22 protein-coding genes are annotated in these 25914 nt (G+C 69.4%); 16 read left to right on the top strand and 6 right to left on the bottom strand.

What is annotated here, in order from left to right:
• Nucleotides 1–176 precede the first annotated feature (176 nt).
• The 9 genes from AB0E69_RS04105 to AB0E69_RS04145 all read left to right on the top strand — a co-directional run bounded on the left by AB0E69_RS04105 (nucleotide 177) and on the right by AB0E69_RS04145 (nucleotide 8668).
• Entirely contained in the window at nucleotides 177–794 is a 618-nt protein-coding gene (locus AB0E69_RS04105; protein WP_360139160.1) for a sigma-70 family RNA polymerase sigma factor, read from the top strand.
• On the top strand, nucleotides 791–1816 hold the full coding sequence (locus AB0E69_RS04110; RefSeq protein WP_360139163.1) for a hypothetical protein: 1026 nt from the start codon (nucleotides 791–793) through the stop codon (nucleotides 1814–1816). Before AB0E69_RS04105 ends, AB0E69_RS04110 begins: the two co-directional genes overlap by 4 nt.
• A 184-nt stretch (nucleotides 1817–2000) precedes the next feature.
• Complete coding sequence (shbA, locus tag AB0E69_RS04115; RefSeq protein WP_360139166.1) at nucleotides 2001–2624, top strand: RNA polymerase sigma factor ShbA; 624 nt, start codon at nucleotides 2001–2003, stop codon at nucleotides 2622–2624.
• Nucleotides 2617–4014: a hypothetical protein gene (locus AB0E69_RS04120; RefSeq protein ID WP_360139169.1), complete on the top strand. Its 1398-nt coding sequence runs from the start codon at nucleotides 2617–2619 to the stop codon at nucleotides 4012–4014. Before shbA ends, AB0E69_RS04120 begins: the two co-directional genes overlap by 8 nt.
• 143 nt (nucleotides 4015–4157) lie before the next feature.
• Nucleotides 4158–5672, top strand: a complete 1515-nt coding sequence (guaB, locus tag AB0E69_RS04125; RefSeq protein ID WP_360139172.1) for an IMP dehydrogenase — start codon at nucleotides 4158–4160, stop codon at nucleotides 5670–5672.
• Nucleotides 5669–6415 carry a hypothetical protein gene (locus AB0E69_RS04130; protein ID WP_360139175.1) on the top strand — a complete coding sequence of 249 codons (747 nt, stop codon included), beginning with the start codon at nucleotides 5669–5671 and terminating at the stop codon, nucleotides 6413–6415. The genes guaB and AB0E69_RS04130 overlap by 4 nt, the downstream gene beginning before the upstream one ends.
• Before the next feature lie 9 nt (nucleotides 6416–6424).
• Nucleotides 6425–7531: a GuaB3 family IMP dehydrogenase-related protein gene (locus AB0E69_RS04135; protein WP_360139178.1), complete on the top strand. Its 1107-nt coding sequence runs from the start codon at nucleotides 6425–6427 to the stop codon at nucleotides 7529–7531.
• The gene (locus AB0E69_RS04140) at nucleotides 7528–8247 is read left to right on the top strand and encodes an alpha/beta fold hydrolase (RefSeq protein WP_360139181.1); all 720 of its coding nucleotides are present in this window, start codon (nucleotides 7528–7530) and stop codon (nucleotides 8245–8247) included. The genes AB0E69_RS04135 and AB0E69_RS04140 overlap by 4 nt, the downstream gene beginning before the upstream one ends.
• A gap of 22 nt (nucleotides 8248–8269) precedes the next feature.
• Nucleotides 8270–8668 carry a hypothetical protein gene (locus AB0E69_RS04145; protein ID WP_360139184.1) on the top strand — a complete coding sequence of 133 codons (399 nt, stop codon included), beginning with the start codon at nucleotides 8270–8272 and terminating at the stop codon, nucleotides 8666–8668.
• Here the strand turns inward: AB0E69_RS04145 and AB0E69_RS04150 are convergent.
• The gene (locus AB0E69_RS04150) at nucleotides 8665–9573 is read right to left on the bottom strand and encodes a TIGR03086 family metal-binding protein (protein WP_360139187.1); all 909 of its coding nucleotides are present in this window, start codon (nucleotides 9571–9573) and stop codon (nucleotides 8665–8667) included. The genes AB0E69_RS04145 and AB0E69_RS04150 overlap by 4 nt on opposite strands.
• Before the next feature lie 63 nt (nucleotides 9574–9636).
• Nucleotides 9637–11088, bottom strand: a complete 1452-nt coding sequence (locus AB0E69_RS04155) for a hypothetical protein (protein ID WP_360139190.1) — start codon at nucleotides 11086–11088, stop codon at nucleotides 9637–9639.
• Nucleotides 11089–11168: 80 nt separating this feature from the next.
• Between AB0E69_RS04155 and AB0E69_RS04160 the strand changes: the two genes are divergently transcribed.
• The 5 genes from AB0E69_RS04160 to AB0E69_RS04180 all read left to right on the top strand — a co-directional run bounded on the left by AB0E69_RS04160 (nucleotide 11169) and on the right by AB0E69_RS04180 (nucleotide 18599).
• Nucleotides 11169–12761, top strand: a complete 1593-nt coding sequence (locus AB0E69_RS04160; RefSeq protein ID WP_360139193.1) for a succinic semialdehyde dehydrogenase — start codon at nucleotides 11169–11171, stop codon at nucleotides 12759–12761.
• A complete protein-coding gene (locus tag AB0E69_RS04165; protein WP_360139196.1) occupies nucleotides 12758–14458 on the top strand; it encodes a GMC family oxidoreductase in 1701 nt (566 codons plus the stop codon). The genes AB0E69_RS04160 and AB0E69_RS04165 overlap by 4 nt, the downstream gene beginning before the upstream one ends.
• Before the next feature lie 568 nt (nucleotides 14459–15026).
• The gene (bioB, locus tag AB0E69_RS04170; protein WP_360139199.1) at nucleotides 15027–16019 is read left to right on the top strand and encodes a biotin synthase BioB; all 993 of its coding nucleotides are present in this window, start codon (nucleotides 15027–15029) and stop codon (nucleotides 16017–16019) included.
• Nucleotides 16020–16194: 175 nt separating this feature from the next.
• On the top strand, nucleotides 16195–17478 hold the full coding sequence (locus AB0E69_RS04175) for an adenosylmethionine--8-amino-7-oxononanoate transaminase (protein WP_360139202.1): 1284 nt from the start codon (nucleotides 16195–16197) through the stop codon (nucleotides 17476–17478).
• Nucleotides 17478–18599 carry an 8-amino-7-oxononanoate synthase gene (locus AB0E69_RS04180; RefSeq protein WP_360139204.1) on the top strand — a complete coding sequence of 374 codons (1122 nt, stop codon included), beginning with the start codon at nucleotides 17478–17480 and terminating at the stop codon, nucleotides 18597–18599. Before AB0E69_RS04175 ends, AB0E69_RS04180 begins: the two co-directional genes overlap by 1 nt.
• A gap of 3 nt (nucleotides 18600–18602) precedes the next feature.
• Here AB0E69_RS04180 and AB0E69_RS04185 read toward each other — a convergent pair whose 3' ends face one another.
• On the bottom strand, nucleotides 18603–19283 hold the full coding sequence (locus tag AB0E69_RS04185) for a hypothetical protein (protein ID WP_360139207.1): 681 nt from the start codon (nucleotides 19281–19283) through the stop codon (nucleotides 18603–18605).
• Nucleotides 19284–19517: 234 nt separating this feature from the next.
• On the opposite strand from AB0E69_RS04185, the gene AB0E69_RS04190 reads away from it, so the two are divergent.
• Nucleotides 19518–19988, top strand: a complete 471-nt coding sequence (locus AB0E69_RS04190) for a hypothetical protein (RefSeq protein WP_360139210.1) — start codon at nucleotides 19518–19520, stop codon at nucleotides 19986–19988.
• Nucleotides 19989–20013: 25 nt separating this feature from the next.
• Nucleotides 20014–21900: a hypothetical protein gene (locus tag AB0E69_RS04195; protein ID WP_360139213.1), complete on the top strand. Its 1887-nt coding sequence runs from the start codon at nucleotides 20014–20016 to the stop codon at nucleotides 21898–21900.
• A 12-nt stretch (nucleotides 21901–21912) separates the two neighbouring features.
• Here the strand turns inward: AB0E69_RS04195 and AB0E69_RS04200 are convergent, their stop codons facing one another.
• The 3 genes from AB0E69_RS04200 to AB0E69_RS04210 all read right to left on the bottom strand — a co-directional run bounded on the left by AB0E69_RS04200 (nucleotide 21913) and on the right by AB0E69_RS04210 (nucleotide 25785).
• Complete coding sequence (locus AB0E69_RS04200; RefSeq protein ID WP_360139216.1) at nucleotides 21913–24657, bottom strand: AAA family ATPase; 2745 nt, start codon at nucleotides 24655–24657, stop codon at nucleotides 21913–21915.
• 116 nt (nucleotides 24658–24773) lie between these two features.
• Nucleotides 24774–25166, bottom strand: coding sequence for a PAAR domain-containing protein (locus tag AB0E69_RS04205; protein ID WP_360139219.1), 393 nt, complete (start codon nucleotides 25164–25166; stop codon nucleotides 24774–24776).
• A complete protein-coding gene (locus tag AB0E69_RS04210) occupies nucleotides 25138–25785 on the bottom strand; it encodes a Pvc16 family protein (protein ID WP_360139222.1) in 648 nt (215 codons plus the stop codon). The genes AB0E69_RS04205 and AB0E69_RS04210 overlap by 29 nt, the downstream gene beginning before the upstream one ends.
• Nucleotides 25786–25914: the final 129 nt, after the last annotated feature.

Genomic DNA, 25914 nt, shown 5'->3' on the forward strand with positions numbered 1-25914 from the left:
TCCACTGCCGGGCGGTGCTGTCATGTACGGGTGATTCGCGAACGCAGTGCCGAAGACAACGGGCAGCTCGCGGGGCACGTCGTACTCACTCGCGCCGGGAGGACGCGGAGGTCGAGCACTACGCCGCTCGGCCGGGGGTAGGGGAACCGGTCGTGGGAGATCGGGCAGAAGTAGGTATGCAGCCACTCCAAGCAGCCCTCGCGGAGGTCCCGGTCGTGGCCGGCCCAGAGCCTCCGACGGACGCCGAACTGATCCGGGCGGGTGAGCAGCCGGAGGAGTTCGCCCGGCTGTTCGACCGGTACGCCGTCACCATCCACCGCTACATCGCCCGCCGCCTCGGCCGGACCGAGGCGGACGACCTGCTCGGCCAGACGTTCCTGATCGCCTTCGAAGGTCGCGGCAACTACCGCGGTACAGCGGACGGCGCACTGCCCTGGCTCTACGGCATCGCCACCAACCTGATCCGCCGGCGCCGCCGGGACGAGGTCCGCCAGTACCGCGCCTACTCACGATCCGAACCGGCAGGCAACGACCGGTACGACGACCTGCTCGCCACCGACGTCGCCGCCCGGGTCGACGCCGAGGCGATCTCGCGCACCCTGACCCGCGTCCTCGCCAAGCTCCGGCAGGCCGAGCGCGACGTCCTGTTGCTGTACGCCTGGGAAGACCTCAGCTACGCCGAGATCGCACAGGCACTCGACCTGCCCCTCGGCACCGTCCGCTCCCGCCTGCACCGCGCGCGTCGAGCCCTCCGCTCCGCGCTCGGCCCCACCTTCGAGGAGAACCCCTCATGACCGAGATCGACCTGCTCAAGCGCGTCCGCGACGACGTCCCCGACCCCGACCGACTTGCCCTGGCCCGCGCCCGCCAGCAGCTCTTCAACCCACCGGCCGCGCTCCCGCCGCTCCGCCGCACCCGCCCGCGGCTTGTACTCGCCGGCGCGCTCGCCGTGACACTGGCCGGCGGTTTCCTCGCCGCCGACGTGATCACCCGCGACAACGCCGTACAACTAGGCGCCACAGCCGACGCCAGCACCTTCCTGGCCACGGCCGCCGCGCGGACCGGCCCGGACGCGCCGATCCCGCCCGGTCACTTCCGCGAGATCGTCCGGCACACGGTGTTCACCGAGACGTTCGTGACCAACCCGACGTACCAGGTGACCCTGTTCGGCCGGTCCGAGAAGTGGATCCCGGCCGCTCCCGCGCGGCGCTACGTGCAGCGGCAGACCAAGGTTTCCAAGGTGGAGTTCCCGACGCCGGCGGCGCGTGCGGCCGCGCAGAAGGTCGCGCCGTACCTGCTCAAGACGACCAAGCCGACCGTCGACCTCAGCCGGTGTGGCGAGGCTGCCGGCGGCAGGTGCACGCCGAGCTGGGTCACGCCGACTCCCGAGTTTCTGGCCAAGCTGCCGCGCGACCCGAACGCCTTGCTCACCGCCCTCCTCGCCGACACCACCGCGCTCGGCCGCCCGTCGCCTCCGAACCTGCGGGCGTTCCTGCACCTGTCCGCCGTACTGAACTCCGGGCTCGTCCCGGCCGACCTGCGGGCCGCGCTGTACCAGGCGGCCGCGAAGATCCCCGGCATCCAGCTCGAGAAGAACGTCGTCACCCTCGACGGCCGCACGGGGCGCGCGATCAGCCTGACCGAGACCGACCTGCGGCACGACATCGTCATCTCCGACGCGGGCGAGTACATCGGCGAGCGGACCGTCGTCGTGAACGGCCCCGGTCGCCACCTGCCCGGCTTCCACACTGGTGACATCGTCGACTCGATGTCGGTCACCACTCGGATCACCGCAACCCAGCCAGCGGTGAAGTGACCGCCGGCCCGGCCGGTGCCACCGCGGCACCGGTCGGGCGGTTGGTCAGGACCAATGCGTACGGGCGAGTAGTGACAGATTGTGATGTTTGGGCCGGGGACGACCACGAATTGCCACTAGGCAAAGGAAGATGAGCGCCGTACCATCTTTCAGGCTGACCGGTCCGAACACGAGGGGGCGAGGGGTGACAGAGGTCCGAGTACCTACCACCCACGACCGGGTCGAGCTCAGGGATCTTGCCGCGCTGGCCGGCGACGGGGACCGCACAGCTCTTAACGACCTGCTCACACGGGTGCGCGCCGTAGCGCACCGCTACGTACGGTCCCGTCTGTGGACCTATCCCGGCGGCGCCGACATGGTCGACGACGTCGCACAAGAGGTTTGCGTCGCGGTATTCGGTGCGCTCAGCCGGTACCGGGACGAGGGGAGGCCTTTCGAGGCTTTCGTCTATGGCATCGCGGCCCGCAAGGTCGCCGATGCCCAGCGTGCGTTCGCGGTGGCCGACGTCTCGACGCCGGACCTGCCGGACGGCGCGGACGAGTCACCGACGCCGGAGGAGCACGCGGTCCGGCATTCAGAGGTCCAGCACATCATGGGACTTCTGGACAAGCTGCCGGAGAAGCTGCGGGAGATCCTGCGCCTCCGGGTGGTAGCGGGGATGTCAGCCGAGGAGACCGGCCGGGCACTGGGGATGACACCGGGGGCGGTGAGGGTCGCACAACATCGGGCGTTGAACACGCTCAGGGGGTTTGTGGGGCATGAGGCACAGCTGGAACGAGGAGCAGGGGAAGGGGGGCATCATGGCTGACCGGTTTGACTTGGACGCGATAGACGCCGATGACGCACTGCTGGACCTGCTAGCCGCTGGAGGGGAGTCCGCGCGGATGGCCGGCGAGCACGACCCGGCCGTCGCACTGCTGGCCGAGCTACGGCTCGCGGTAGAGGTCGAGGACGAGCTTCCGGTGGAGAAGATCGACGATCCGGAGACATTCCTGGCGCGCTGCGCCGCGCTGAACCCGATCACCGACCCGTTCGCCCGCAAGATGGCGACCCGGGGTCTGGCGTTCGGGGTCGCCGCGGTGGCCGCGCTGTCGGTCTCCGGGGTGGCGGCCGCGGTCAACGGTGACCCGCTCTCGCCGTACGAGAAGGTCATCGAGAAGATGGTCGACGCGGTCCGCCCGCAGACCAGCTTCCCGAAGGAAGACCTCGACGGGATGCCCGTCGTGGACAAGTCCAAGATCGTCAAGGTCGCGAAGGACTTCCAGAAGAAGGCGCAGGAGGAGCGGGCCAAGCAGGACAACACCGACTCCGGCATCGACCAGGAGCCGGCCGCCAGCAAGGTTCCGCTGACGCCGCCGCTGCTGCAGCCGCCGAAGGAGCAGCCGCTGGCGATCCCGCTCATCCCGGATGAGCAGGTCGCGCAGGTCAAGCCGCAGGAGCCGACCAAGACGGTCACCGATCCCAAGTCGGACCAGGGCAAGGACCCGGCCAAGACGGATCCGACCACGCCGGCTCAGCCGACCACGGACCCGACGACCCAGCCGACCGAGCAGCCGACGCAGCCGGCTGAGCCGCCCGCGACGACGACGCCGCCGTCGACGGACCCGAGTACGCCGCCGGCGACTGAGCCGACCGGCGATCCGACCTCGGCACCGACCACTCCGGCGAACACGGAGACCGGTACCGGGACGGGTGACCAGACGACTGCGCCGACCGGTGACGGCGGCAACGGGTCGAACGACACGCACTCCACCGACACCACTACGCCGGGGTCGGACCAGACCTCGACGGGTAACGGCAGCACGGACGGCTCCGGCAGCACGGACCCAGTTGGTCAGCTGCCGAGTTCGGACAACAGCCACGACGCACCGGCCACGGACACGCCGGCCACCGACGTACCGGCTGACTCGGTGGGCCAGGTCGTGGAGAGTTTGGCGAAGGCGGTGCTGCCGACGCCGAGTGGTCAGGCGATGGAGCTGCAGAGTGCGGAGCGGTTCTTCGGCAAGCAGAAGGGTGTTGGGAAGCACTCGGCCGAGACGGCCGTGACCGGTTCGGTCCGGAAGCACTACGCGAAGGGCAAGCACTCGACCGGCCAGTACGTCGAGGGCAAGCACGCGGCCATCGAGCGGACGCACGGCTCGACGGCCGACGAGCCGATCCTCACCATCCTCGGGATCGTCAACCGGCCGACTAACTGAGAACAAGCACACCAGCTGCGCCCGCCGTTTCGACGGCGGGCGCAGCTTTGTCGGTGGTGGGTTGTGGATGGTGGATTCGGGGGGTTGGTGGGGCGCGGATACGATGGGGGTCCGGTTCTCGCGTGTAAAGGTGTTCTTTGGTTATGGACGTCACAGCTGCTGGGGTTCCCGACAAGTTTGCGGTGCTCGGGCTGACCTTCGACGACGTGCTGCTGCAGCCGAACGAGTCCGATGTGATTCCCTCCGAGGCGAACACCCGGTCCCGGGTGAGTCGCAACATCTGGGTGAACATCCCGCTGCTGTCGAGCGCGATGGACACCGTCACCGAGGCCCGGATGGCGATCGCGATGGCGCGCCAGGGCGGGCTCGGTGTCCTGCACCGCAACCTCTCGATCGAGGACCAGGCCCAGCAGGTCGACCTGGTCAAGCGGTCCGAGTCCGGCATGATCGCCCAGCCGATCACGATCGGTCCGGACGCCACCATCGGCGAGGCCGACGCGCTCTGCGGGCAGTACCGGATCTCCGGTGTGCCCGTCGTCGATGACGCCGGCGTGCTGGTCGGCATCGTCACCAACCGTGACATGCGGTTCGAGACCGACCTGTCCCGGCCGGTCCGCGAGGTGATGACCAAGCAGCCGCTGATCACCGGCCGGCAGGGCATCGCCGCCGACGACGCGATGGCGCTGCTCAGCAAGCACAAGGTCGAGAAGCTGCCGCTGGTCGACGAGGCCGGCAAGCTGACCGGTCTGATCACGCTGAAGGACTTCGTCAAGCGCGACAAGTTCCCGCTGTCCACCAAGGATGCCACCGGCCGGCTGATGGTCGGCGCCGCGATCGGCTTCTTCGGCGAGGCGTACAAGCGGGCCATGACGCTGGTCGAGGCCGGCGTCGACGTGCTCGTCGTCGACACCGCGCACGGTCACTCGCGGGCCCAGATCGAGATCATCCAGCGGCTCAAGGCCGACCCGGCCACCCGTAACGTCGACATCGTCGGCGGCAACGTGGGGACCCGCGCGGGCGCCCAGGCGCTCGTGGACGCGGGCGCGGACGGCGTGAAGGTCGGCGTCGGCCCGGGCTCCATCTGTACGACGCGGGTCGTCTCGGGTGTCGGCGTACCGCAGGTGACCGCGATCTACGAGGCCGCGCTGGCGTGCAAGCCGGCCGGCGTACCGGTCATCGGCGACGGCGGCCTGCAGTACTCCGGAGACATCGCGAAGGCGCTCGTCGCCGGCGCGGACACGGTCATGCTGGGCTCGCTGCTCGCCGGGTGCGAGGAGTCGCCGGGCGACCTGGTGTTCATCAACGGCAAGCAGTTCAAGGCGTACCGCGGGATGGGTTCGCTCGGCGCGATGTCGTCGGCCGGCGGGCTGCGCAAGTCGTACTCCAAGGACCGGTACTTCCAGCACGACGGCGGCTCGGACGAGAAGCTGATCGCCGAGGGCGTCGAGGGCCAGGTCCCGTACCGCGGTCCGCTCTCCGCCGTCGCGCACCAGCTGATCGGCGGTCTCCGCCAGTCGATGTGGTACACCGGCGCCCGAACTGTCCCGGAGCTCCAGGAGAACGGCCGCTTCGTCCGGATCACCTCCGCCGGCCTCCAGGAGTCCCACCCGCACGACATCCAGATGACGGTCGAGGCCCCGAACTACTCGGGTCGGTGATCGAACCGGACGAAGCCCTGACGCTGCGGATGTTCACCGCGGTGCCGGGGCTCAGGTCCGAGATGGACGAGTACCAGCGGCGGTACGTCGGCGACTGGGACGGCCCACAGGCCGACGTCGACCACTTGCCCGGGTTCCTGGTCAAGCTCGCCCTCGACTGCCGCCGGCGCGGCGCCGAGCGGCGCGACCTGACCCGGCAACTGTTCGCTTTCCTGGAGTCTGAGCTCGGCAGCGACGAGGAGCTCGACGGCCTGATCGAGGTCTTCTTCGCGGCCTATCTGCCGGCGCCGACCGACCGCTCCGCCGACATCCTCACGCTGCTCGGCCCCAAGCTCTGGGAGGCCCGGGAGAATCAGCTGCTCGACGACGGCGCGGGCGTGCTGGAGTCGGTCGTCGAGTTCGTGTTCAGGTTCGAGGAGGAGTTCCCGGAGCTGGCCGACCGCGTCGTCTCCGACCGCCGCTACAACCGGTTGGCGGACGACCTGCTCGTGCGGCTCGCCCCGGAAGCCTCCGAGCTGGTCGCGCAGGGGCGGTGGATGGAGGTGGCGCCGGTGCTGGAGTTCCTGGAGCTGGAGTACGGCGAGAACCCGGCCGTCGACAACGCGATCAACGTCTCGTTTCTCGAGCTGTTGCCGGCCCCCGGGCAACGCGGTGGCGAGATCGTGCGGCTGCTGGGGCCGGAGCTGTCGGCGGCGTGGCGCCGGATCGATCCACCGACCGGGCCGCCGATCGGCAACCGGTAACCTGACCCCATGACGGAGATCGAGATCGGGCGGGCCAAGCGGGGGCGGCAGGCCTTCGCGTTTGATGACATCGCGATCGTGCCGTCGCGCCGGACGCGGGACCCCGAAGAGGTCTCGGTCGCCTGGCAGATCGACGCGTACCGGTTCGAGCTGCCGATCCTGGCCGCGCCGATGGACTCGGTGATGTCGCCGGCCACCGCGATCGCGATCGGCAAGGCCGGCGGTCTCGGCGTCCTGAACCTCGAGGGTCTCTGGACCCGGTACGAGGACCCGTCCGGGCTGCTGCACGAGATCACGCAGCTCACCACCGAGGAGGCCACGCACCGGCTGCAGGAGATCTACTCCGCGCCGATCAAGCCCGAGCTGATCTCCCAGCGGGTGCAGGAGATCCGCGACTCCGGCGTCACAGTCGCCGGCGCGCTGTCGCCGCAGCGGACCAAGCAGTTCGCCAAGCACGTGGTGGACGCGGGCGTTGACCTCTTCGTGATCCGCGGTACGACGGTGTCCGCCGAGCACGTGTCCGGGCAGGCAGAGCCGCTCAACCTCAAGCAGTTCATCTACGACCTCGACGTACCGGTCATCGTCGGTGGGTGCGCGACGCACCAGGCCGCGCTGCACCTGATGCGGACCGGTGCGGCCGGCGTGCTGGTCGGGTTCGGTGGCGGTGCCGCGCACACGACGCGGAAGGTGCTCGGCGTCGCGGTGCCGATGGCGTCGGCGGTCGCGGACGTGGCGGCGGCGCGGCGGGACTACATGGACGAGTCCGGCGGGCGGTATGTGCACGTCATCGCGGACGGGTCGGTCGGACGGTCCGGGGACGTGGCGAAGGCGGTCGCGTGCGGTGCGGACGCGGTGATGGTCGGCTCGCCGCTGGCGCGGGCCAGCGATGCGCCGGGCGGTGGGTACCACTGGGGTGCCGAGGCGTGGCACCAGGACCTCCCGCGCGGTGAGCGGGTCGAGGTCGGCGTGACCGGGACGATGGAGCAGATCCTGTTCGGCCCGTCCTGGGTGCCGGACGGCACGATGAACCTGGTCGGCGCGCTCAAGCGGGCGATGGCGACGACGGGCTACACGGAGCTCAAGGAGTTCCAGCGGGTCGAGGTCGTCGTCGGGTGAGGACCGGCGTACTGCTCCTGCACGGCTCGAGCGGTACGCCGGACTTCGAGCGGGCGCGGGTGCTGACGGCCGAGGGGTACGACGTACTCGCGCCGCGGTGGACGGTGACGCACGAGGTGCCGCTGGAGTCGTTCCCCGTGCACGAGCTCGCGGACCGGTGTGACCGGGTGGTCGTGGTCGGCAACTCATGGGGCGCCGAGGCGGCGCTGCTGCTGGGCGCGCTGGACGAGCGGGTGGATGCGGTGGTCGCGTTCGCACCCAGCGCCTATGTGTGGGGCCGTTTCCTCGAGAACGGCGAGCAGCGCTCAGCCTGGACGTGGCAGGGCAAGCCGTTGCCTTTCGTCCCGTTCGACGTGACGTGGAAGTCCACCGACGACCCGCCCAGCTACACCGACTGGTACCGCCAGAGCCTGCGAACCGCAGACACCGACCAGGCCCGGATCCCGGTGGAACGCATCCGCGGCGAGGTCCTGCTGGTGGCGGGCGGGGACGACCAGGTCTGGCCGTCCGTCGATTTCGCCCACGAGATCGTCGAGCGGCGCGGTGAACGTCCGACCACGCTCGTGGTGGAGCCGGCCGCCGGCCATCGTGCGGTGCTGCCCGGCGAGGCGCCGAAGACGGCCGGGCAGCGGATGGCTCGGGGTGGCTCGCCGGCCGCCGACCAGGAGCTCGGCGCCAGGGCGTGGGACGAAATGCGTCGAGTACTCGCGGGTTGAGGGGTTCTGGAAGGATTGCCGTATGGGACTCTTCGGGCGACGCAGGCAGGACACGGACAACGTGGCGCTGGCCGAGGCGCGGGAGCGACTGTCCTCCGGCGACGTGGACCAGGTCCGGTTCCTGATCACGACCAAGAAGATGGTGCACGCGGTGAAGCTGGTCCGCGACCGTACCGGCCTGGACCTGAAGAACGCGAAGGAGCTCGTCGACGACATTCGCCTGGGCAGGTACGTGCCACCCACCCTCGGCACCCCGCTTGTCCGCCTTCCCGGCGCCAACCTGGCCGAGCGCACCCGCGCCCTCAAGGCCGCGGGCGACCTGCACCAAGCCACCGCCCTGGTCGTCTCCGAGACCGGCATGACCGAAGTCGAAGCCGGCCTCTTCGTCGGCGCCTTGCGCACCGAAATCCAGGACAACTAACCCTTCACATACGAGAGCTTCTCCGCGATCTTGCCGTCGCGTAGGCGCAGTACGTCGACGCCGCGGACGTGGCCGCGGTCTCCGGATGCCTCTCGCCACGAGTAGCGCCAGCGCACAACCGCCCGGGAGCCCAGGACCACCGTCTCCTCGGTCTCGAACTGTGGATCGTCGGTGCTCGCGAAGAGCTTCTCCCACTCCGCGCGCACCGCGGCCGCGCCGGCGATCCGCGTCCCGTCCGGAGCTGGCGATGTGGTCTCGAAGACGAGGTCGTCCGTGACCAGCGCCATCACGGCATCCAGGTCCGCCCGGTAGAACGCCGCCTGGAAGGCTTCGACCACCGGCGCCGCGGGACTCCATTTCGGATCACGCCCGAAGGCCCCGAGCAGGACATCCCCAGGATCGCTGTACCCCTCGAGCCGAGCACCGATCGCGCCCATCGACCGGTACAGCTCCTCCCGCTCCGCGAACCACGCCCCCACCTCGTCCACGAGGGCCTGATCCATCCGCGGCGCCGCCCCGATCGCGACGGCCAGGTCCCACCCGTGGATCAGGTGGTCGGCCGCGAGCTGACGCAGGTACTCCGCCGGATCCTCGTCGCCGTACGACAGATGCACCTTGTCGATGGAGGACCCCGCCGCGTCCACCGCCTCCCGCGCCGCAGCCGCCGCGGCCCGGGCCGGATCGTCCCCCAGCAGGTCACCGTCCAGCGACGTACCGACGTCGGCGATCGTCCGTCCCTGCATCAGCGGGACGGCCCACCGCTCTTCGCCGACGACATGGTTCACCAGCGTCCGCACGTCCCAGTCCGAGCACGGCGTGAGCGCCGACCACTGATCGGCCCGCACCTCACCCACCAGCCCGGCAAACTGAGCGACCGTGCGGTTGTGCAGTTCCACGACATCCATAACGACCTCCCCCTCTCAGCGCCAGCGTCCGCCGCGGGGGAGGAGTCGTCAATAACGTCCGGCTTACCGCCCCGGCTGAAGCTGCTGAGCCGCCTCGTGCGCGTGGTACGACGCGGTCAGGTCGCCGGCCGCGGCCAGCAGGTCGCCGTGGTGCCGGTAGCAGGCACCGGCCAGGTCCTTCATCGAGGCATCGTCATCGGAGAACGGGATCAGCGCGGTCGCGACCTCCGCGCACCATCCGCCTAGGTCGAGCGCCATCTCGGTCCGCCCGGCCTGGAAGTACGCCGCGGAGATGTCGAGCAGCAGCCGCGCCCAGATCGGTGCGTACTTCGCCGTCTCGTACCGCATCCGCAGCGATTCCCGCTCCGACGAGATCGCGAACAGGTAGTGCGCCTCCAGGCCCAGCGTCAGCGCCGAGTTCACGTCCTGCAGCAGCAACGGCGAGACCAGCTCCGCCAGCTCGGCCGCACGGATGGCAGCCGACTCCGGATCGGTCCGACCGGACACGGTGGCCAGCGTCATCCCAGGCGCGGGCTCGCTCAGCGCCCACAGCCGGTGGTACTGCTCGAACGGCCCGAGCTTGATCTCCGCGTTCTCCAACGCCGCCACCAGCGTCAACGGCAACCCGCGGTCCAGCTCCTCGACCACCCGGGCCGCCGTGTCGGCGTCGGTCTCGTACGCCGTCCGCAGGCAGCTCTCGCTCTCCATGAGCCGTCCGATGATGCCGAGATGCTTGCCCTTCCTGGTCAGCGCGGCGACCAGCGTGCGCATGTCGGTCGCCGAGTCCGAGTCGGCGAGCGTGTCCGCCGTGGTCAGGCCGATCTCGTCGGCCTCGAGCGCGAGGTCCAGCCGGCCCTCGGCAGCGTGTACGTCGGCTGATACCGCGGTCGCCGTACACAGGTAGCGGGCGTAGGACAGCGATTGCGGGCTCTCGTTGATCTGGTCCGCGAGCTGCAGGAAGAGCTGCGTCGCCGCGTCCGCGGAAGCGACCGCCAGCGCGGGGTCGCCGTACCGGCGCAGGATGAGCGAGTTCATCGCGAGCACCCGGGCAAAGTCCGGCTGGTGCTTCAGCCCGTCCGCACCGCCGACGAGCTGGCCGTACGCGATGACCGCGCCGTCCATCTCGAGGACAGCGGTGGCGCCGCGACCGCGGTGCGCCTGCGTCATCGCGCGCCGGGCCCGTACGTCGGCCAGGAACGAGGTCACGTCGAGCACGCCCGCGTCGCCGAGCTCGGTGTACCCGAGCTGGGCCTCGTGCAAGGCGGCAAGCGCTTCCTCGTGCCGGCCCGACGCGTTCAGCGAGCCGGCCAGCTCGTACTGGGTCGCGGCCATCAGATGCTTGGCCTCGTAGTGGTTCGGGTGCCCCTCGGCCCGTTCCCTGGCCAGCTCGATGACCCGCTGCTGGTACGGCCCGGCCTCGTCGGCCCGACCCTCCTCGATCAGCACCTGGGCTGTCTGCAGCGCCTCACCGAGCTCGTCCTCAGGAGGCGTCCAGAGCCCCCCGCTGTCCACCATCTCGACGTTCCACCCCTTCGCAGCTTCAGCGCCTCAGCTTAGTGGTGACTTAACGCATTACCGACAGGTAGCCTCTGTACATGAGTGAGCAGACCTCGATTCCCGCGGATCCGGAGCTCGATCCGACCGCGTCGTACGCGACCGACCAGTCGGTCATCCGCCGGTTGTCGGGGCTGCTGCGCGCGACGGCCGGCTCCCGTACGTCGTACGCGCCCGCCACCGGGCAGCCGATCGCAACGCTGCCGGTGTCCAGCGCGGACGATGTCGTCGCCGCGGTCCGGACCGCCCGCAAGGCGCAGCAGTCGTGGCGCCGGGTGCCGCTGGCCGACCGGGCCGCGATCCTGCTGCGGTACCACGATCTCGTCCTCGACCACCGGCACGAGCTGGTCGACCTGATCATCCGCGAGTCCGGCAAGGCGCGGAAGCAGGCGTTCGAGGAGGTCGCCCACGTCGCGCTGACGGCCCGGTACTACGGCCGCAAGGCCCAGGAGCTGCTCGAGCCGCGCCGCAAGCTCGGTATCTTCCCGGTGCTCACCCGGGCCGAGGTGCGGTTCGTGCCGAAGGGTGTCGTCGGCATCATCTCGCCGTGGAACTACCCGCTGACGATGGCGATCTCCGACGGCCTGCCCGCGATCCTGGCCGGCAACACCGTCGTCCACAAGCCGGACAGCCAGACCCCGCTGACCGCGCTCCGCGGGATCGAGCTGCTCTACGAGGCCGGTGTGCCGCGCGACGCCTGGCTCCCGGTGAACGGCGACGGCCCGACGGTCGGCGGCGCGCTCATCCAGAACGCCGACTACATCTGCTTCACCGGCTCGACCAGGACCGGCCGGCTGGTCGCCAAGCAGTGCGGCGAGCGGCTGATCGGCTGCAGCCTCGAGCTCGGCGGCAAGAACCCGATGCTGGTACTGCGCGACGCCGACATCAACCGCGCCGCGGAGGGCGCCGTACGGGCGTGCTTCGCGAACGCTGGCCAGCTCTGCGTCTCGATGGAGCGGCTGTACGTCGCGGACCAGGTGTACGACGCGTTCGTCACGGCCTTCGTCGACCGGGTCAAGAAGCTCCGGATCTCCGCGGGCATCGGCTGGGACGTCGACATGGGCTCGCTGATCTCGCAGGCCCAGCTCGAGACCACGACCCGGCACGTCGAGGACGCTCGCGCCCAGGGCGCCACGGTACTGGCCGGCGGGAAGCCGCGGCCGGACATCGGCCCGCTGTTCTACGAGCCGACCGTGCTCTCCGGGGTGACGCCGGCGATGGAGTGCTTCGACAACGAGACCTTCGGGCCGGTCGTCTCGATCTACCGGTTCTCCGACGAGGCCGAGGCGATCCAGCGGGCCAACGAGGGCGAGTACGGCCTGAACGCCAGCGTCTGGACCCGCGACGGCCGCCGCGGCCGCGCGGTCGCCGCGCAGCTGATGGCCGGCACGGTCAACGTCAACGAGGGGTACGGCGCGACCTTCGGGTCGATCGACACGCCGATGGGCGGGATGCGGTCCTCCGGCCTCGGCCGCCGCCAGGGTGTCGAGGGCATCCGCCGGTACGTCGAACCGCAGGCGATCGCCACCCAGCGGGTGATCCCGATCGCGGCCTCGCACGGCCTGTCCGACGAGAAGTTCGCCGAACTGATGACCGGCGCACTGCGAGTCCTGAAGAAGATCGGCCGTCCATGACCTTCGACTACGACGTCGTCATCGTGGGGTCGGGTTTCGGCGGATCCGTTTCGGCCCTGCGGTTGACCGAGAAGGGCTACCGGGTCGCCGTACTCGAGGCCGGTGCGCGGTTCGAGGACGCCGGGTTCGCGAAGAACTCGTGGGACAAGAAGCGGTTCCTGTTCGCGCCGAAGCTCGGCTGGTACGGCATCCAGCGGATCAGCGCGTTGCGCGACGTCATCATCCTCTCCGGCGCCGGGGTCGGCGGCGGCAGCCTGGTCTACGCGAACACGCTCTACGAGCCGTTGCCCGCGTTCTACACCGACCGCCAGTGGGCGCACATCACCGACTGGAAGGCCGAGCTCGCGCCGTACTACGACCAAGCCAAGCGGATGCTCGGCGTGGCGACGTACCCGCACTTCACGCCGGCCGACAAGGTGATGAAGCAGGTCGCCGACGAGATGGGCGTGGGCGACACGTTCCACCCGACACCGGTCGGTGTCTTCTTCGGCGAGCCCGGGGTGGAGGTCGACGACCCGTACTTCGGCGGCGCCGGCCCGCGCCGTACCGGCTGTCTCGACTGCGGCGAGTGCATGACCGGCTGCCGGCACAACGCGAAGAACACGCTCACCAAGAACTATCTCTACCTGGCCGAGAAGGCCGGCGCCGAGGTCTACTCGATGACGACCGTGACGTCCGTGGAGCCGCTCGCGGACGGTGGCTATGCGCTGGACACCCGGCGTACCAACAACCGGCGCGTGCTGCGGCGGTTCACCGCTCAGCAGGTGATCTTCGCGGCGTCCGCGCTCGGTACGGCGAAGCTCCTGCACCGGCTGCGCGACGAGGGCAAGCTGCCGCGGCTGTCCGAGCGGCTCGGCGTGCTGACCCGGACCAACTCCGAATCGTTGCTAGGGGCAATCTCTCGCGACCGGACCACCGACTACAGCCGCGGGGTGGCGATCACCTCGTCGTTCCACCCGGACGACATCACCCACATCGAGCCGGTCCGGTACGGGAAGGGCAGCAACGTGATGTCGCTGCTGCAGACCGTGCTGACCGACGGCGACGGCGACAAGCCGCGCTGGCGGACCTGGGTACGCGAGCTCGGCGTCCAGCGGAAGAACATCCGCCGGCTGTACGACCTCAAGCACTGGTCCGAGCGGACCGTGATCGCGCTGGTGATGCAGACCGCGGACAACTCGATCACGACGTTCGGCAAGCGGGACCGGTTCGGGCGCTGGCGGCTGTCGTCGAAGCAGGGGCACGGCGCGCCGAACCCGGCGTGGATCCCGGTCGCGAACCAGGTCGTGCGGCGGATGGCGCAGCTGATGAACGGGACGCCGGGCGGGACGATCGGCGAGCCGTTCAACGTGCCGATGACGGCGCACTTCATCGGCGGGTGCGCCATCGGGGACTCGGCCGCCTCTGGTGTCGTGGACCCGTACCACCGGGTCTTCGGGTACGACGGGCTGCACATCGTGGACGGGTCGACGATTTCCGCGAACCTGGGCGTCAACCCGTCGTTGACGATCACGGCCCAGGCGGAGCGGGCGCTGTCGTTCTGGCCGAACAAGGGTTCGGACGACCCGCGGCCGGCGCTGGGTGCGCCGTACCAGCGGATCCAACCGGTGAAGCCTGCCAACCCGGTGGTCCCGGTCGATGCGCCGGGGGCGCTGCGGCTCCCGATCTTCCCGAAGCAGTCTGTGACCAAGTCGTGACGCAAACGCAATCCTGATCCGGCCGTTGGGGCGCGTTTGGGAATTGTGGGGGCAAATGAAAATACCTCAGCACTTGTCGGTGCCGAGGTATTGGAAAAAGCTTCAGAAAAGGGAGCAGGTCCCTCGGGAACGTTTCCGCCCAAATCGTTTCCCGAGGGACCCACTCAAGCCGGGGTGAGGCGCCCGGCGTCTTGGGATCGGGTCACCAACCATGGCTGGCGACCCGAGCTCTTGGTTACTACCTTACCTCCGATTTCCAGAGTTTCGAGCCTTACCGAGTGGTTGTGACCACTCTGCGTGCTGATCGTGATGATCAGCGGTTCGTTGCTCCGTGTAACCGGGTGGCGGTCTTCCTTGCGGTAACCGCCTCTGTTCACATCAACGAGCCCATCTACAGGGGGTTACGAGGTTCCAGAACTTTTCCAGATTTCTTTCCGGGCGTGCTGTCGGCGCTGCGGAGAGTGGCTGGAGCAGATCGTCCCCCGGTGTTCCACGTGACGCCCACCGCAGAACCGGCGTACCCGGCTGTCTTAGTGTGAGCCGACCGTTCTGATGAGGCAGGAGAACCATGGACATCCTGGACGTGGCACGTGAGCAGGTTCTGGAACAGGGCAGCGGGCTCAGCCAGGAGCAATTGACCGAGGTACTGCGGCTGTCCGACGACCGGCTGCCGGAATTGCTCGCGCTCGCGCACGACGTCCGGGTGAAGTGGTGCGGCGAGGAGGTCGAGGTCGAGGGGATCATCTCGCTGAAGACCGGCGGCTGCCCCGAGGACTGCCACTTCTGCTCCCAGTCCGGCCAGTTCACCTCGCCGGTGCGGTCGGTCTGGCTGAACATCCCCGAGCTGGTCGAGGCGGCCAAGGAGACGGCGAAGACCGGAGCGACCGAGTTCTGCATCGTCGCCGCGGTGCGCGGACCGGACGCCCGGCTGATGTCGCAGGTGAAGGCCGGGATCGAGGCGATCAACGCCGAGGTCGACATCAACATCGCCTGCTCGCTCGGCATGCTCACCCAGGAGCAGGTCGACGACCTCAAGTCGTGGGGCGTGCACCGGTACAACCACAACCTCGAGTCGGCCCGCTCGTACTTCGGCGACGTCGTCACCACGCACTCCTTCGAGGAGCGGTGGGAGACCTGCCTGATGGTTCGTGAGTCCGGTATGGAGCTGTGCTGCGGCGGACTGGTCGGGATGGGGGAGTCGCTGGAGCAGCGCGCCGAACTCGCCGCCCAGCTGGCCGAGCTGGAGCCGCACGAGGTGCCACTGAACTTCCTGAACCCGCGGCCGGGGACGCCGTTCGGCGAGATGGAGGTCATGGACGGCAAGGACGCGCTGCGGACGATCGCCGCGTTCCGGCTCGCGATGCCGCGCACGGTGCTCCGGTACGCCGGGGGTCGCGAGCTGACCCTGGGCGATCTGGGGACCCGCGACGGGCTGCTCGGCGGGATCAACGCCGTCATCGTCGGCAACTACCTGACCACGCTGGGCCGTCCGGCGACCGCCGACCTCGATCTCCTGGCCGAGCTGAAGATGCCGGTCAAGGAACTCCAGAAGACGCTATGACGTACTGCGGCCGGTGTGGTCTGTCGCTGTCGGAGGGCTCGCACGAGCCGTGCGCGCGGGCGTTGGCGCTGGAGCCACCGCGGTACTGCGCCGAATGCCGCCGGCGGATGGTCGTCCAGGTCCACCCCATGGGCTGGACGGCCCGCTGCTCCGTCCACGGCTCGGTGGTCTCGTCATGAGCCTGCTGGAACGTGACGCCCGGCTGCTGTGGCACCCGTACTCCTCACTGACCTCGCCTTCGCCGGTGCGGGTGGTGACGGGAGCCTCCGGTGTGCGTCTGCAGCTCGACGGCGTCGAGGCGATCGATGCGATGTCGTCGTGGTGGTGCATGATCCACGGCTACCGCCACCCGGTGCTGGACGCCGCTGTGAAGGAGCAGGTCGACTCCTTCAGCCACGTGATGTTCGGCGGCCTCACCCACGAGCCTGCCGTCGAGCTGGCCACACGGCTAGTGTCGCTGACACCTGACCCGCTGCAGCACGTGTTCTTCTGCGACTCCGGGTCAGTGTCGGTCGAGGTCGCTGTGAAACTGGCGCTGCAGTACCAGGTCGCCCGCGGCTTCAGCGGCCGCACCCGGATGCTGACCGTGCGCGGCGGATACCACGGCGACACGTTCACGCCGATGAGCGTGTGTGATCCCGTGAACGGCATGCACTCGCTGTTCGTCGGAGCTTTGCAGGAACAGGTCTTCGGCCCGCAGCCCCCGGCCGGCTTCGACCGACCCGCGGACGACCCCGAGCTACAGGCCTGGGCCGCCTCGATGGCAGCACTGGCCGCGGAGCATTCGGACTCGGTCGCCGGCATCATCGTCGAGCCGATCCTGCAGGGTGCGGGTGGGATGTACCCGTACAGCCCGGCCTGCCTTCGCATCCTGCGTGAGCTCGCGGATCAGCATGGCTTCCTGCTGATTCTGGACGAGATCGCCACCGGCTTCGGGCGTACCGGAACCTTGTTCGCCTCCGAGCACGCCGGCATCGCTCCCGACATCCTGTGCGTCGGCAAGGCCCTCACCGGCGGCTACCTCTCGCTGGCCGCGATGCTGTGCACCACCGAGGTCGGTGAAACTGTGTCGAACGGCCCGGGTGGCGCGCTCATGCACGGACCCACCTTCATGGCCAACCCCCTGGCGTGCGCGGTGGCCCTGGCCTCGATCGACCTGCTGTTGGGTCAGGACTGGGCTGCTCGGATCGCGTCCTTGCAGGCGGGCCTGGCATCCGGTCTGGCTCCGGCGGTCGACCTGCCCGCGGTCAAGGACGTCCGGGTCCTCGGCGCGGTCGGCGTCGTACAACTCGGCGGTCCGGTGGACCTACCCCGGATGACTGAGGCTGCGTTGAAGCGCGGCGTCTGGATCCGCCCGTTCCGCGACCTCGTCTACACGATGCCGCCGTACATCTGCACTCCCGACGACATCGCCACCATCACCGCTGGCATCGTCGGCGCAATCGAGGAGGCCGGCTGATGCTCGAAGACTGGCTCGCCCCCAAGGCCGCCGCCCTGGAGTCCCGCGGCCTGACCCGTCGCCTGCATGCTCGCGCGGCTGACGACCACCTGATCGACCTGGCCGGCAACGACTACCTCGGCCTCGCCCGCGACCCGCGCGTCATCTCCGCGGCCGCCGAAGCGGTCCGAATCTGGGGAACCGGCTCCACCGCCTCCCGCCTGGTCACCGGCACCACAACCCTCCACGAACAGCTGGAGTCCGAGCTGGCGGCGTACGTCGGCCAGGAGTCCGCCCTCGTCTTCTCCTCCGGCTACCTGGCCAACCTGGGCATCGTCACGGCTCTGGGCGGCCCCGGCACGCTGATGATCTCCGACGAACACATCCACGCCTCACTGGTGGACGCCTGCCGCCTGTCGCGCTCGCGGGTGGAAGTTGTCCCGCACAACGACGTCGAAGCAGTAGAGAAAGCCCTTGCCGAACGCAAGGAAGCCCACGCGGTTGTCATGACCGAGTCCGTCTTCTCCGTCCTCAGCGACGGAGCGCCCTTGGCCGAGCTAGCCGCGCTGGCCCTGGCCCACAACGCCGTCCTCCTGGTAGACGAAGCCCACGGCCTAGGCGTCACCGGCAACGGCCACGGCTCCGTCCACGCAGCAGGCCTCGCCGGCCTCGACCACGTAATCCTCACCATGACCCTCTCCAAGTCCCTGGCCTCCCAAGGCGGCGTAGTCCTAGGCCCCGAGGTACTCCGCAACCACCTGATCAACCGCTCCCGCCCCTTCATCTACGACACAGCCCTAAACCCCGCCGCCTGCGCCGCCGCCCTAACCGCCCTCCAAATCCTGAAGTCCGAACCGGACCGCCCCGCCGCCATCCACCAAGCCACAACCCACCTGGCCACAGCCCTCAACGTGCCCACCCCATCAGGCCCCGTCGTCTCCATCCCCATGCCCGGCCCCCGAGAAACCGTCGAGGCCGCCAACTACTGCGCCCACAACGGAGTAAGAGTAGGCAGCTTCCGCCCACCCTCCACCCCCGACGACCTCTCCCGCCTCCGCCTAACCGCGAACGCCGCCCTCACCACCGCCCACCTCGACCGCGCCAGCACCGTCGTCGCGGCCGCGATCAGCGAGGTCGGCTGAGCGTCAGCGTCGTGCCGACGCTCGCTCGTGAAACAGGTGGTCCGCCACCTCGGGTGGAACTGTCACGCCGGGGTTCTCCGCCTCGAAGCGCGCGACCGCCCGAAGGATCAGATCCTTGGCCTGTGCGGCGACTACGCCGGGATCGGGTGCCGGCTCCGCGGCTGTGGACTCGGCAGGCGTCGCCTCGGCTGCTGAATCCTCGATCGCCGGGCCGTAGACGAACTCCGGGATCAGGTTGTCCAGCCAGGCGCACTTGTGTTCGTCAGGGTGCTCCTGCCAGGCGTCACCCCATCGTGCAGTCAGCTGCTCGTCCAGAACGCTGGGCCAGTACCGGGGCCAGAGGTTGTCGAGCGAGTCCCAACTCGCATCGCTGATCCAGCTGAACGGTTCGATGGTTCGGTAGATCTCCGCGAGGCCCGCACCCAACGCCGCGACCGCCTTGAGCAGACTCTCGTCGACGCTGGAGTCGTAGTTGAGGTACTGCTCGAAGATTTCGGCCGCCGTCCGCAGCCCGCGCTCCCCGGCGGCTTCGGCGAGCTTCGACCGGAATCCCGCCATTCCGCCCTCGCCGTCCAGCTCTCCGCTGGCTACGCGGAACTGCTCCCACCACACGTCGACGTCGGACCCGACGAGCGTCACTACGCTGACGACCCGACCGATCCGGCGCTCAGGGGCATCCACCATGGTCGATTCCTTTCCGAGGTCCCTGACCAGCACGATGCGGATCACACTGCGGCCTGCGAGCCGGGACCCGGGAAGAGCAGGGACCGGACATCGTGCACTCGTGGCTGCCCGATCGGGTACGGCGAGACGCTCGATCGCCGGTCCGCTGAGCTACCCGGGGCCAGATCGCCCCCGGCGAGAGTGGTCGTCACAACGGCGTCGCATCCGCGCGAACCACAGAACAGGTGGCCCAGCATGAACTCGATGCAGGAACCCGCAGCAAGCAACCCGCTGCCATCGGCCGGCTGGTCCGGCCTCACCAAGTTCATCGATCAGGCCCTCGACGGCGCCACATCCGTGGTCGAGGACTACAACCGCGTCTTCCAGGGCGACCCGGTCGGCGAACAGTACCTGGCCGTCGTATCGGCTCCGGCCGCCCCGGCACCTGCCGCCGTGCCGGCTGCGAGCGGACAAGGCGCGCCATCCGGCGTCGTCCTGGTTACGGAGGACGACGTACTGCCGGCCCTGTATGAGTCGTTGCAGACGACGGTCTTCCCGGCACTGGTCGAGGCGTTCGGGATGCAGCAGTTGCTCGAGAACCAGGACGCCATGCTTGCCGAGGTCACCCTGACGGTCTCGGGGCAGGTTCAGGCGTTGATCGAGGAGCTTGCGATGCAGGCCGGCGCCGAGCTCACCGCCCCGGAAACTCTGCAGACAGCCGAGTAAGCCCGACGCGATCAGGAGGACTGCGATGTGGAAACAGGCAAAGACCGGCGCGCAGGCCGGACGGAGGTACTTCACCCCGGCAGGAGTACGCGACGTGGCCAGCACACGGCTCACGGTCTATCGAGTAGCGACGTCGGCCGACCAGCGGAGCCGGGGGACCAAGGCCGAGTCTGCAGTCATCTTCTCCTGGAAGCGGACCGCTGGCGCTGCCATCCCCGACTTCAAGTCGTTGGCCAAGGTCCACGCTCAGGACTGGGGCGAGCGGACGCTCTCTAACTTCGTCAGAGACAGCTGGCTGCTCTTTGCGCAGACGACGACGAGGTCGCCCGCGGACGCGGCGGGGGCCGAAGAGGACGAATCTCGCGAGATGCCGACCGGTGACCCGTCCATCGCGAACCGCGCCTCGTACGCGGTGTATTCCGCGATCGCAGAGAATCGTGGGCCGCTCGGCACGCACCTGAACCGCGTGGGCAACCAGCTCTCCCCGGACGGGGCCGATGACTACGACCACGGTACGAAGGCCGCGGACGTCGAGGTCGAGGAAGCGCAGCGGGCGAAGGCGATCCGGATCCTGAAGGCGCAGCCGGCCTTCTCGGTCGGGGCGGTAGCTGCGCGCGTGGTGGTACCGCTCCGGGTCCTGTTCGGCGAAACGGCTGCGAAGACGATCGGCGATCACTACGAGGAAATCGTCGAAATGCTCTCGGTGCTGCCGACGGATCAACACCTGTGGGACGTCGCTGTCAACGAGACCGACGACTACTGGAGGGAGGCCGGCGGCGTCGGTGGATGGGTCTCCGCGGAGGTGCGCTACGACTATCTGCGGCTGGCCCGCGCCCGGATGCTGGCCGAGATGTCGCCGGAGGACCGGGCGGCGGCCGAGGCCGCGCTCGCGGAGGCGGGACCGGCGCTGGATGCTCCGCGCCGAAGCCCGTACAGTCTCCGCGCCGCGGTCGACCTGATCGCCACGGCAGAGCCTTTCAGCGTCGGCTGGGCAGCGTGCAAGTCACTGGAGAGCATGCGGGGCGCGATCGAGGATGTCGCCTTGGGAGAGGTGATCGGCAGGACGTTCGCCGAGGCGCTGGAGGACTGTCAGGTGGTGTACGACAATCTGGACGAGCTCGCTGCTGGATGCTGTGCGTGGGCGAAGTACGAGGTCCGGAAGGTCAAGAAGGACGCTCCGGCGCAGACCGACCTCGCCACGGTAGAGCTCGACGAGACGCGGCGGGCCAAGCAGCTGTGGGCAGATGCGCTGAAGAGGCTCGAAGAAGAGTTCCCGCAGCAGTACGCCGCGGTGACCGTCGCGTTCAGGGAAGACGTGCGGACGGACCCGTACCTGATGGCGAAGGTCATGGACGGCAAACGACCTGCCCCGGAGGCAATGCGCGACGGCGTCTCACCACAGCCGGGCGATCCCCACCCCGACCCTTACAGCCGCCGGGCTGTGCTGGAGCTGGCGGCATCAGCCGACCCGTGCAGTGTCGGCTGGGCCTGGGCCCGCTTGCCGCAGACTCTCTACGACTTTGCCGGTGAACTGGGCGAGGAAGGCATCGGACGGGCGTTCTTCGACGCGAAGGACGCGTTCCTCAAGGTTCACGAGACACTGGAGGAGTACGCGAACGCTTGTTGTGATTGGGCCGCGACCGAGACCGTTGCGATCCAGAATGTGGAGTCGCTGGGGGTGCGTTTCAGCGGGGCGCTACCCAGCGAGCCCGACCGGGCGAAATCGCTCTGGAGAGCTGCGTTGCAGCGGCTGCGGACCGAGTGGCCGGACAGGTACCAAGAGATGGCCGGCGACCGGCCACGGTCCGCTCTTCAGAACCCATACGTCGTCAGTGGTCTTCCGGTTCTCGATCCGATCGACGAGACCGTTCACCGGACCGGCGGACCGGACGGTTCCGGTGGTCTGACCTGATCGGCCGAGTGGTCAGAAGAAGCGGTGGAGGTCTCGGCGGGAGGTGATGGCTAGGCGGGTGAAGATGTTGCGGAGGTGGTATTCGACGGTTTTTTGGGTGATGTGGAGTTGGGTGGCGATTTCGCGGTTGGTGTGGTTCTGGAGGACCAGGTCGACGACTTCGCGTTCGCGGGTGGTGAGTTGGGGGGTTGCCGGTCGTGCGTTGAGGGCTGCCCGGGTGGGGTGGAGTTGCTGGCGGTAGGGGCGGGCGCCGAGGGCGGTGAAGGTCTGGTCGGCGCGGTCGAGCCAGCCGGCCGCGGCGGAGTGGTTGCCTAAAGCAATTAGATGACGGGCGTGGGTGTGGTACAGGCGGCCGTCGGCGAGGCGGGGGAGAGGGTGGCCGGCGGTGCTGAGGTGGGATTCGGCCAGGTCGATGGCCAGGTGGAGCTCGCCTTCGGCGGCGGCTTGCTGGGCGGAGAGGCGGGTGAGGGTGCTGCTGAGGACGGTGCCGTCCTTGGCTCGGTCGCGGAGGACCGCGAGCTCGGCAGCGGCCTCGGCGAGGTGGCCGGCGGACTGGAGGGCGTCGATGAGGAGGGGCTGCCACCAGGACGACCACCACTCGTGCATCCCACCCGGCGCGTTGGTGCCCCCACGGAGACCAGGTACGGCGCTCAGCACGCGCAGCACCCCCGGCATGTCGCCTCGCGCCTCGCACAGCAGCGCGGCAGCGATGGCGGCGTACTTCAGGTCCTGCGGGCTCCCGATCTGCTGCGCCGCAGCGCCGGCTGCCTGGACGAGCCGGGTCGCGGTCTGCCACGCTCCGCGAGCCGAGGGCACGATCGAGGCGATGAACTGCATGATGACCCGGTTCATCGCGGGCTGGTCGTCGTCGGCGAGCACAGTCGCCCGGCGCCCGGTCCGCAGCGCGGCATCCCACTCGCCGAGCTGGTACTGCACGCCCGCCAGATAGCAGTACGGCGTGATCCCGGACAGCATCGGTACGCCGGCCTCCTGCCGCCGCACCACCTCCGCCAGGTCGTGGCATGCCTCGTCGACCAGGCCGACCATGGCCCGCATCGCCCCGCGACAGGCCAGCGCCTCGAGCTCGTCGTCCCGGGCGTCCGCGGGCTGCTCCGGTAAGTGCCGGAACTCGTCCAGACCGGCGATCAGCCCGTCGCGCCGGCCACGCGCGGTCCCCCGCAGACACAGCGCATAGTCCCGAAGCGGAGCCAGGACGCCCGGGGTGTCGAGAGCGATGTCGGCGTACTGCACGGCTTCGTCGGTCTCGCCCCGCCAGACGCTGACCCCGGCCAACCCGCCGGCGGCCGCACCGTGTACCCACGTCCCTGGCTCGGTCACGTCGTACGCGTGCCGCAGGTGGCGCTCGCCGTCCCTGCGGTCGCCGGTCAGGTAGAGCTCGCACAGCCCGAGTGCCAGCGAGCGCAACGCCGACGGCCGGCACCGGGTGGCGCGTTCGACCAGCTGGCGCGCGCGGCCACGGTTGGCGCTGAACATCAGGTGGATCATCGACCGCAGCAGCAACCGCTCACTCTGCGGGCTCCACGGCGTCAGGTCGGCTGCCCAGCTCAGAAAGGTGGCCGCCGTCCCGTGGTCGCCGGCCTCGGCCTCCGCTGCCGCAGCCTTCTCCAGCTCGCCCGCCAGGACGGCGTCCGTCGTCCCGGCGGCCGCGACCCGGTGCCGCCAGGCGAGAAACGGTTCGACGGTCGCCGCCGCCCGCTGGTGCAGCTCGCTGCGCCGCTCCGGAGACATCGCCGAGTAGATGGCCTCGCGCTGCAGGTCGTGCGTGATGGCCACGGGTCGGGCGGGATCGGCTGCGAACCAGGTGACGAGTCCGGCGTCGATGGCCGGACCGACGGCCTGATGAATCGCCCGCAGACCTGCCACCTCGGCCGCCTGGGCCAGCGACGGCCGGCCGCCCAGGACGGCGAGAGCCTCGAGCAAGCACCGGCTGCGTTCGGGAAGCTTGTCGAACGCCTGCCGGGTCGCCGCGGCCACCGACGGTGGCACGGCCAGCCGCCAGTCGATGCTGCTGAACCGCTGGGACGAGATCTCGTGCAGCATCGTTCGCAGCAGTAGCGGATGCCCGCCGGTGTAGGAGTGGAAGCGCCTGGCGGCACCGGCCGGCAGCTGCCGGCCGGCGATGGCGAGGGCCAGGTCGGTCACGTCGACGAGGTCCAGACCGCCGAGCTCCAGCCGCAGATCGGCCGGGATGCCGTGGATCAACCGCTCCAGCTGCGGCTCGGCCGCGGACCGGTCGTCGGTGCGGGACGACAGTACGACGAGGAGACGCTGGGCCCACATGCGACGCAGGACGAACCGCAGGGCCTGCAGCGACGACGGATCGGCCCACTGGACATCGTCGATGACCAGGGCGACGGGAGTCCGGCTCTGCAACTCGTCGAACAGGTCGAGCAGCTGACTGCCGACAGCAAGCGGGTTCGCGCCGCCCAGTGTGCGGCCGCCGAGGGACGCGGTGTGCGATCGGACCTCCATCGGGACCTGGGTCAGCAGCTGGTCCACGACGCCGAGGTCGAGCTGCGCCTCGACCGGATCGCCGGCCGCGGTGAGTACGGCGAAGTCGTCCAGGTCGTCGACGAACCGGCGGATCAGACCGGACTTGCCGATACCGGGCGGTCCCTGGATCAGGGCGGTGCGGTGGCGGCCGGCGCGGACGGCGGCGGCCAGTTCGGTGAGCCGGAACAGCTCGTCCGTCCGGCCGACGAACTCGGGGTCTGTTCCGGGGACGCCAGGGGTCATCGGCGAGTCAACTCCACGCGGGCGCGATGGCAGTGGTCTCGCTGTCGTCCCCGAACGACAGGTCAATTGTTTAACTGACACATCAGCGCTGGAGTTACGTGGCGTTTGTCAGGACCTCAACCGAGCAGCACCTGGCCGGTCGCGAGCACCGCGGCGGTGGGGGCGGGCGACGGGTCGTTGCAGGTCAGAGCCGTGTCGCCGGAGCGCGCCAGGGGTTTGCCGTTGACCAGGACCATCGGGTCGACGGCGATCAGCGTGCCGCGATTGTCGGGCGGGTGCGCGAACGTGCCGCCGGTCGGTACATGGGGTGGCTGGTTGATCGCGACGCTGCCGTGGATCGCAGCCGGCTTGCCCTCGATCAGTACGTCGGTGCTACAGCCGGACATGATCCGGCCGGTGAACGGCATCGACCGCGGCGTCGGCACAGGTCCGCCGGCGGACGGGACCATGACGACGTGGACGTCGGTACCGACCACCTGGTCACCCAGCTTGGCCGCGGGCTGCGCCATCGACCGGTCCTTCCGTGATGACGGCCCGCCGCCGGGCGGAGGTGCCGGCACCTGTCGTGGAGTCGACCCCGAGGTCGAGGGTGACCGGTGGACCGGACAGCTCGGTCACCGCCACCGGAGCGACGGGCGCGGTGACGACCAGGTCGAGGAAGGTCCGCGGCCGCAACCCCAGGGCCGACCAGAGCTCCGGTGCCGCGGATGGTGCGTCGCCACGCCCGATGGCGAGCGCGATAGGCCCGGTGGCCTCCACCAGTGTCCCGGTCAGCATCGACACCGGAAGGAACGGGTGATGGGCCACAGCGCGCAGTACGCAGCCCAGCAGGCTCAGCTCGCGCTCGTAGTCGGTTGCCCAGGCGGTCACCAGGTAGCAGAGCTCGTAGTGACGTTCGGCGGCCGTACGGCGAACCACCCGGCCCGACTCGTCCCTGTCCTCCGACCAGCCCTGCACTGCACCGGCTGACTGGCTCTCGCGAACCAGGTGCAGGAACAGGCCGATGCTCTCGCCCTCCTGGTGCTCGCCGTACCAGGTGTCGCTCGGTGGCTCGGTGCGGATCGCCGTACCGGACGGCAGCTGCTCGCGCAGCAGTGTGCCGACTGCTCTCTCTGCCTCGTCCAGCATGCTGACCACTGTTCGGCCAGGACAGGCGGCCGGCAGGAACCTTCCGGGTGGCGGTCCGGGCGTCCGTGATGGCCCAAAGAGGCATCCGTTCGTGCACCGCGTCTTCTGCCCTGCGGGTGGTGCCGACGC

The sequence above is a fragment of the Kribbella sp. NPDC026611 genome (assembly GCF_040638345.1).
Classification (GTDB): Bacteria; Actinomycetota; Actinomycetes; order Propionibacteriales; family Kribbellaceae; genus Kribbella.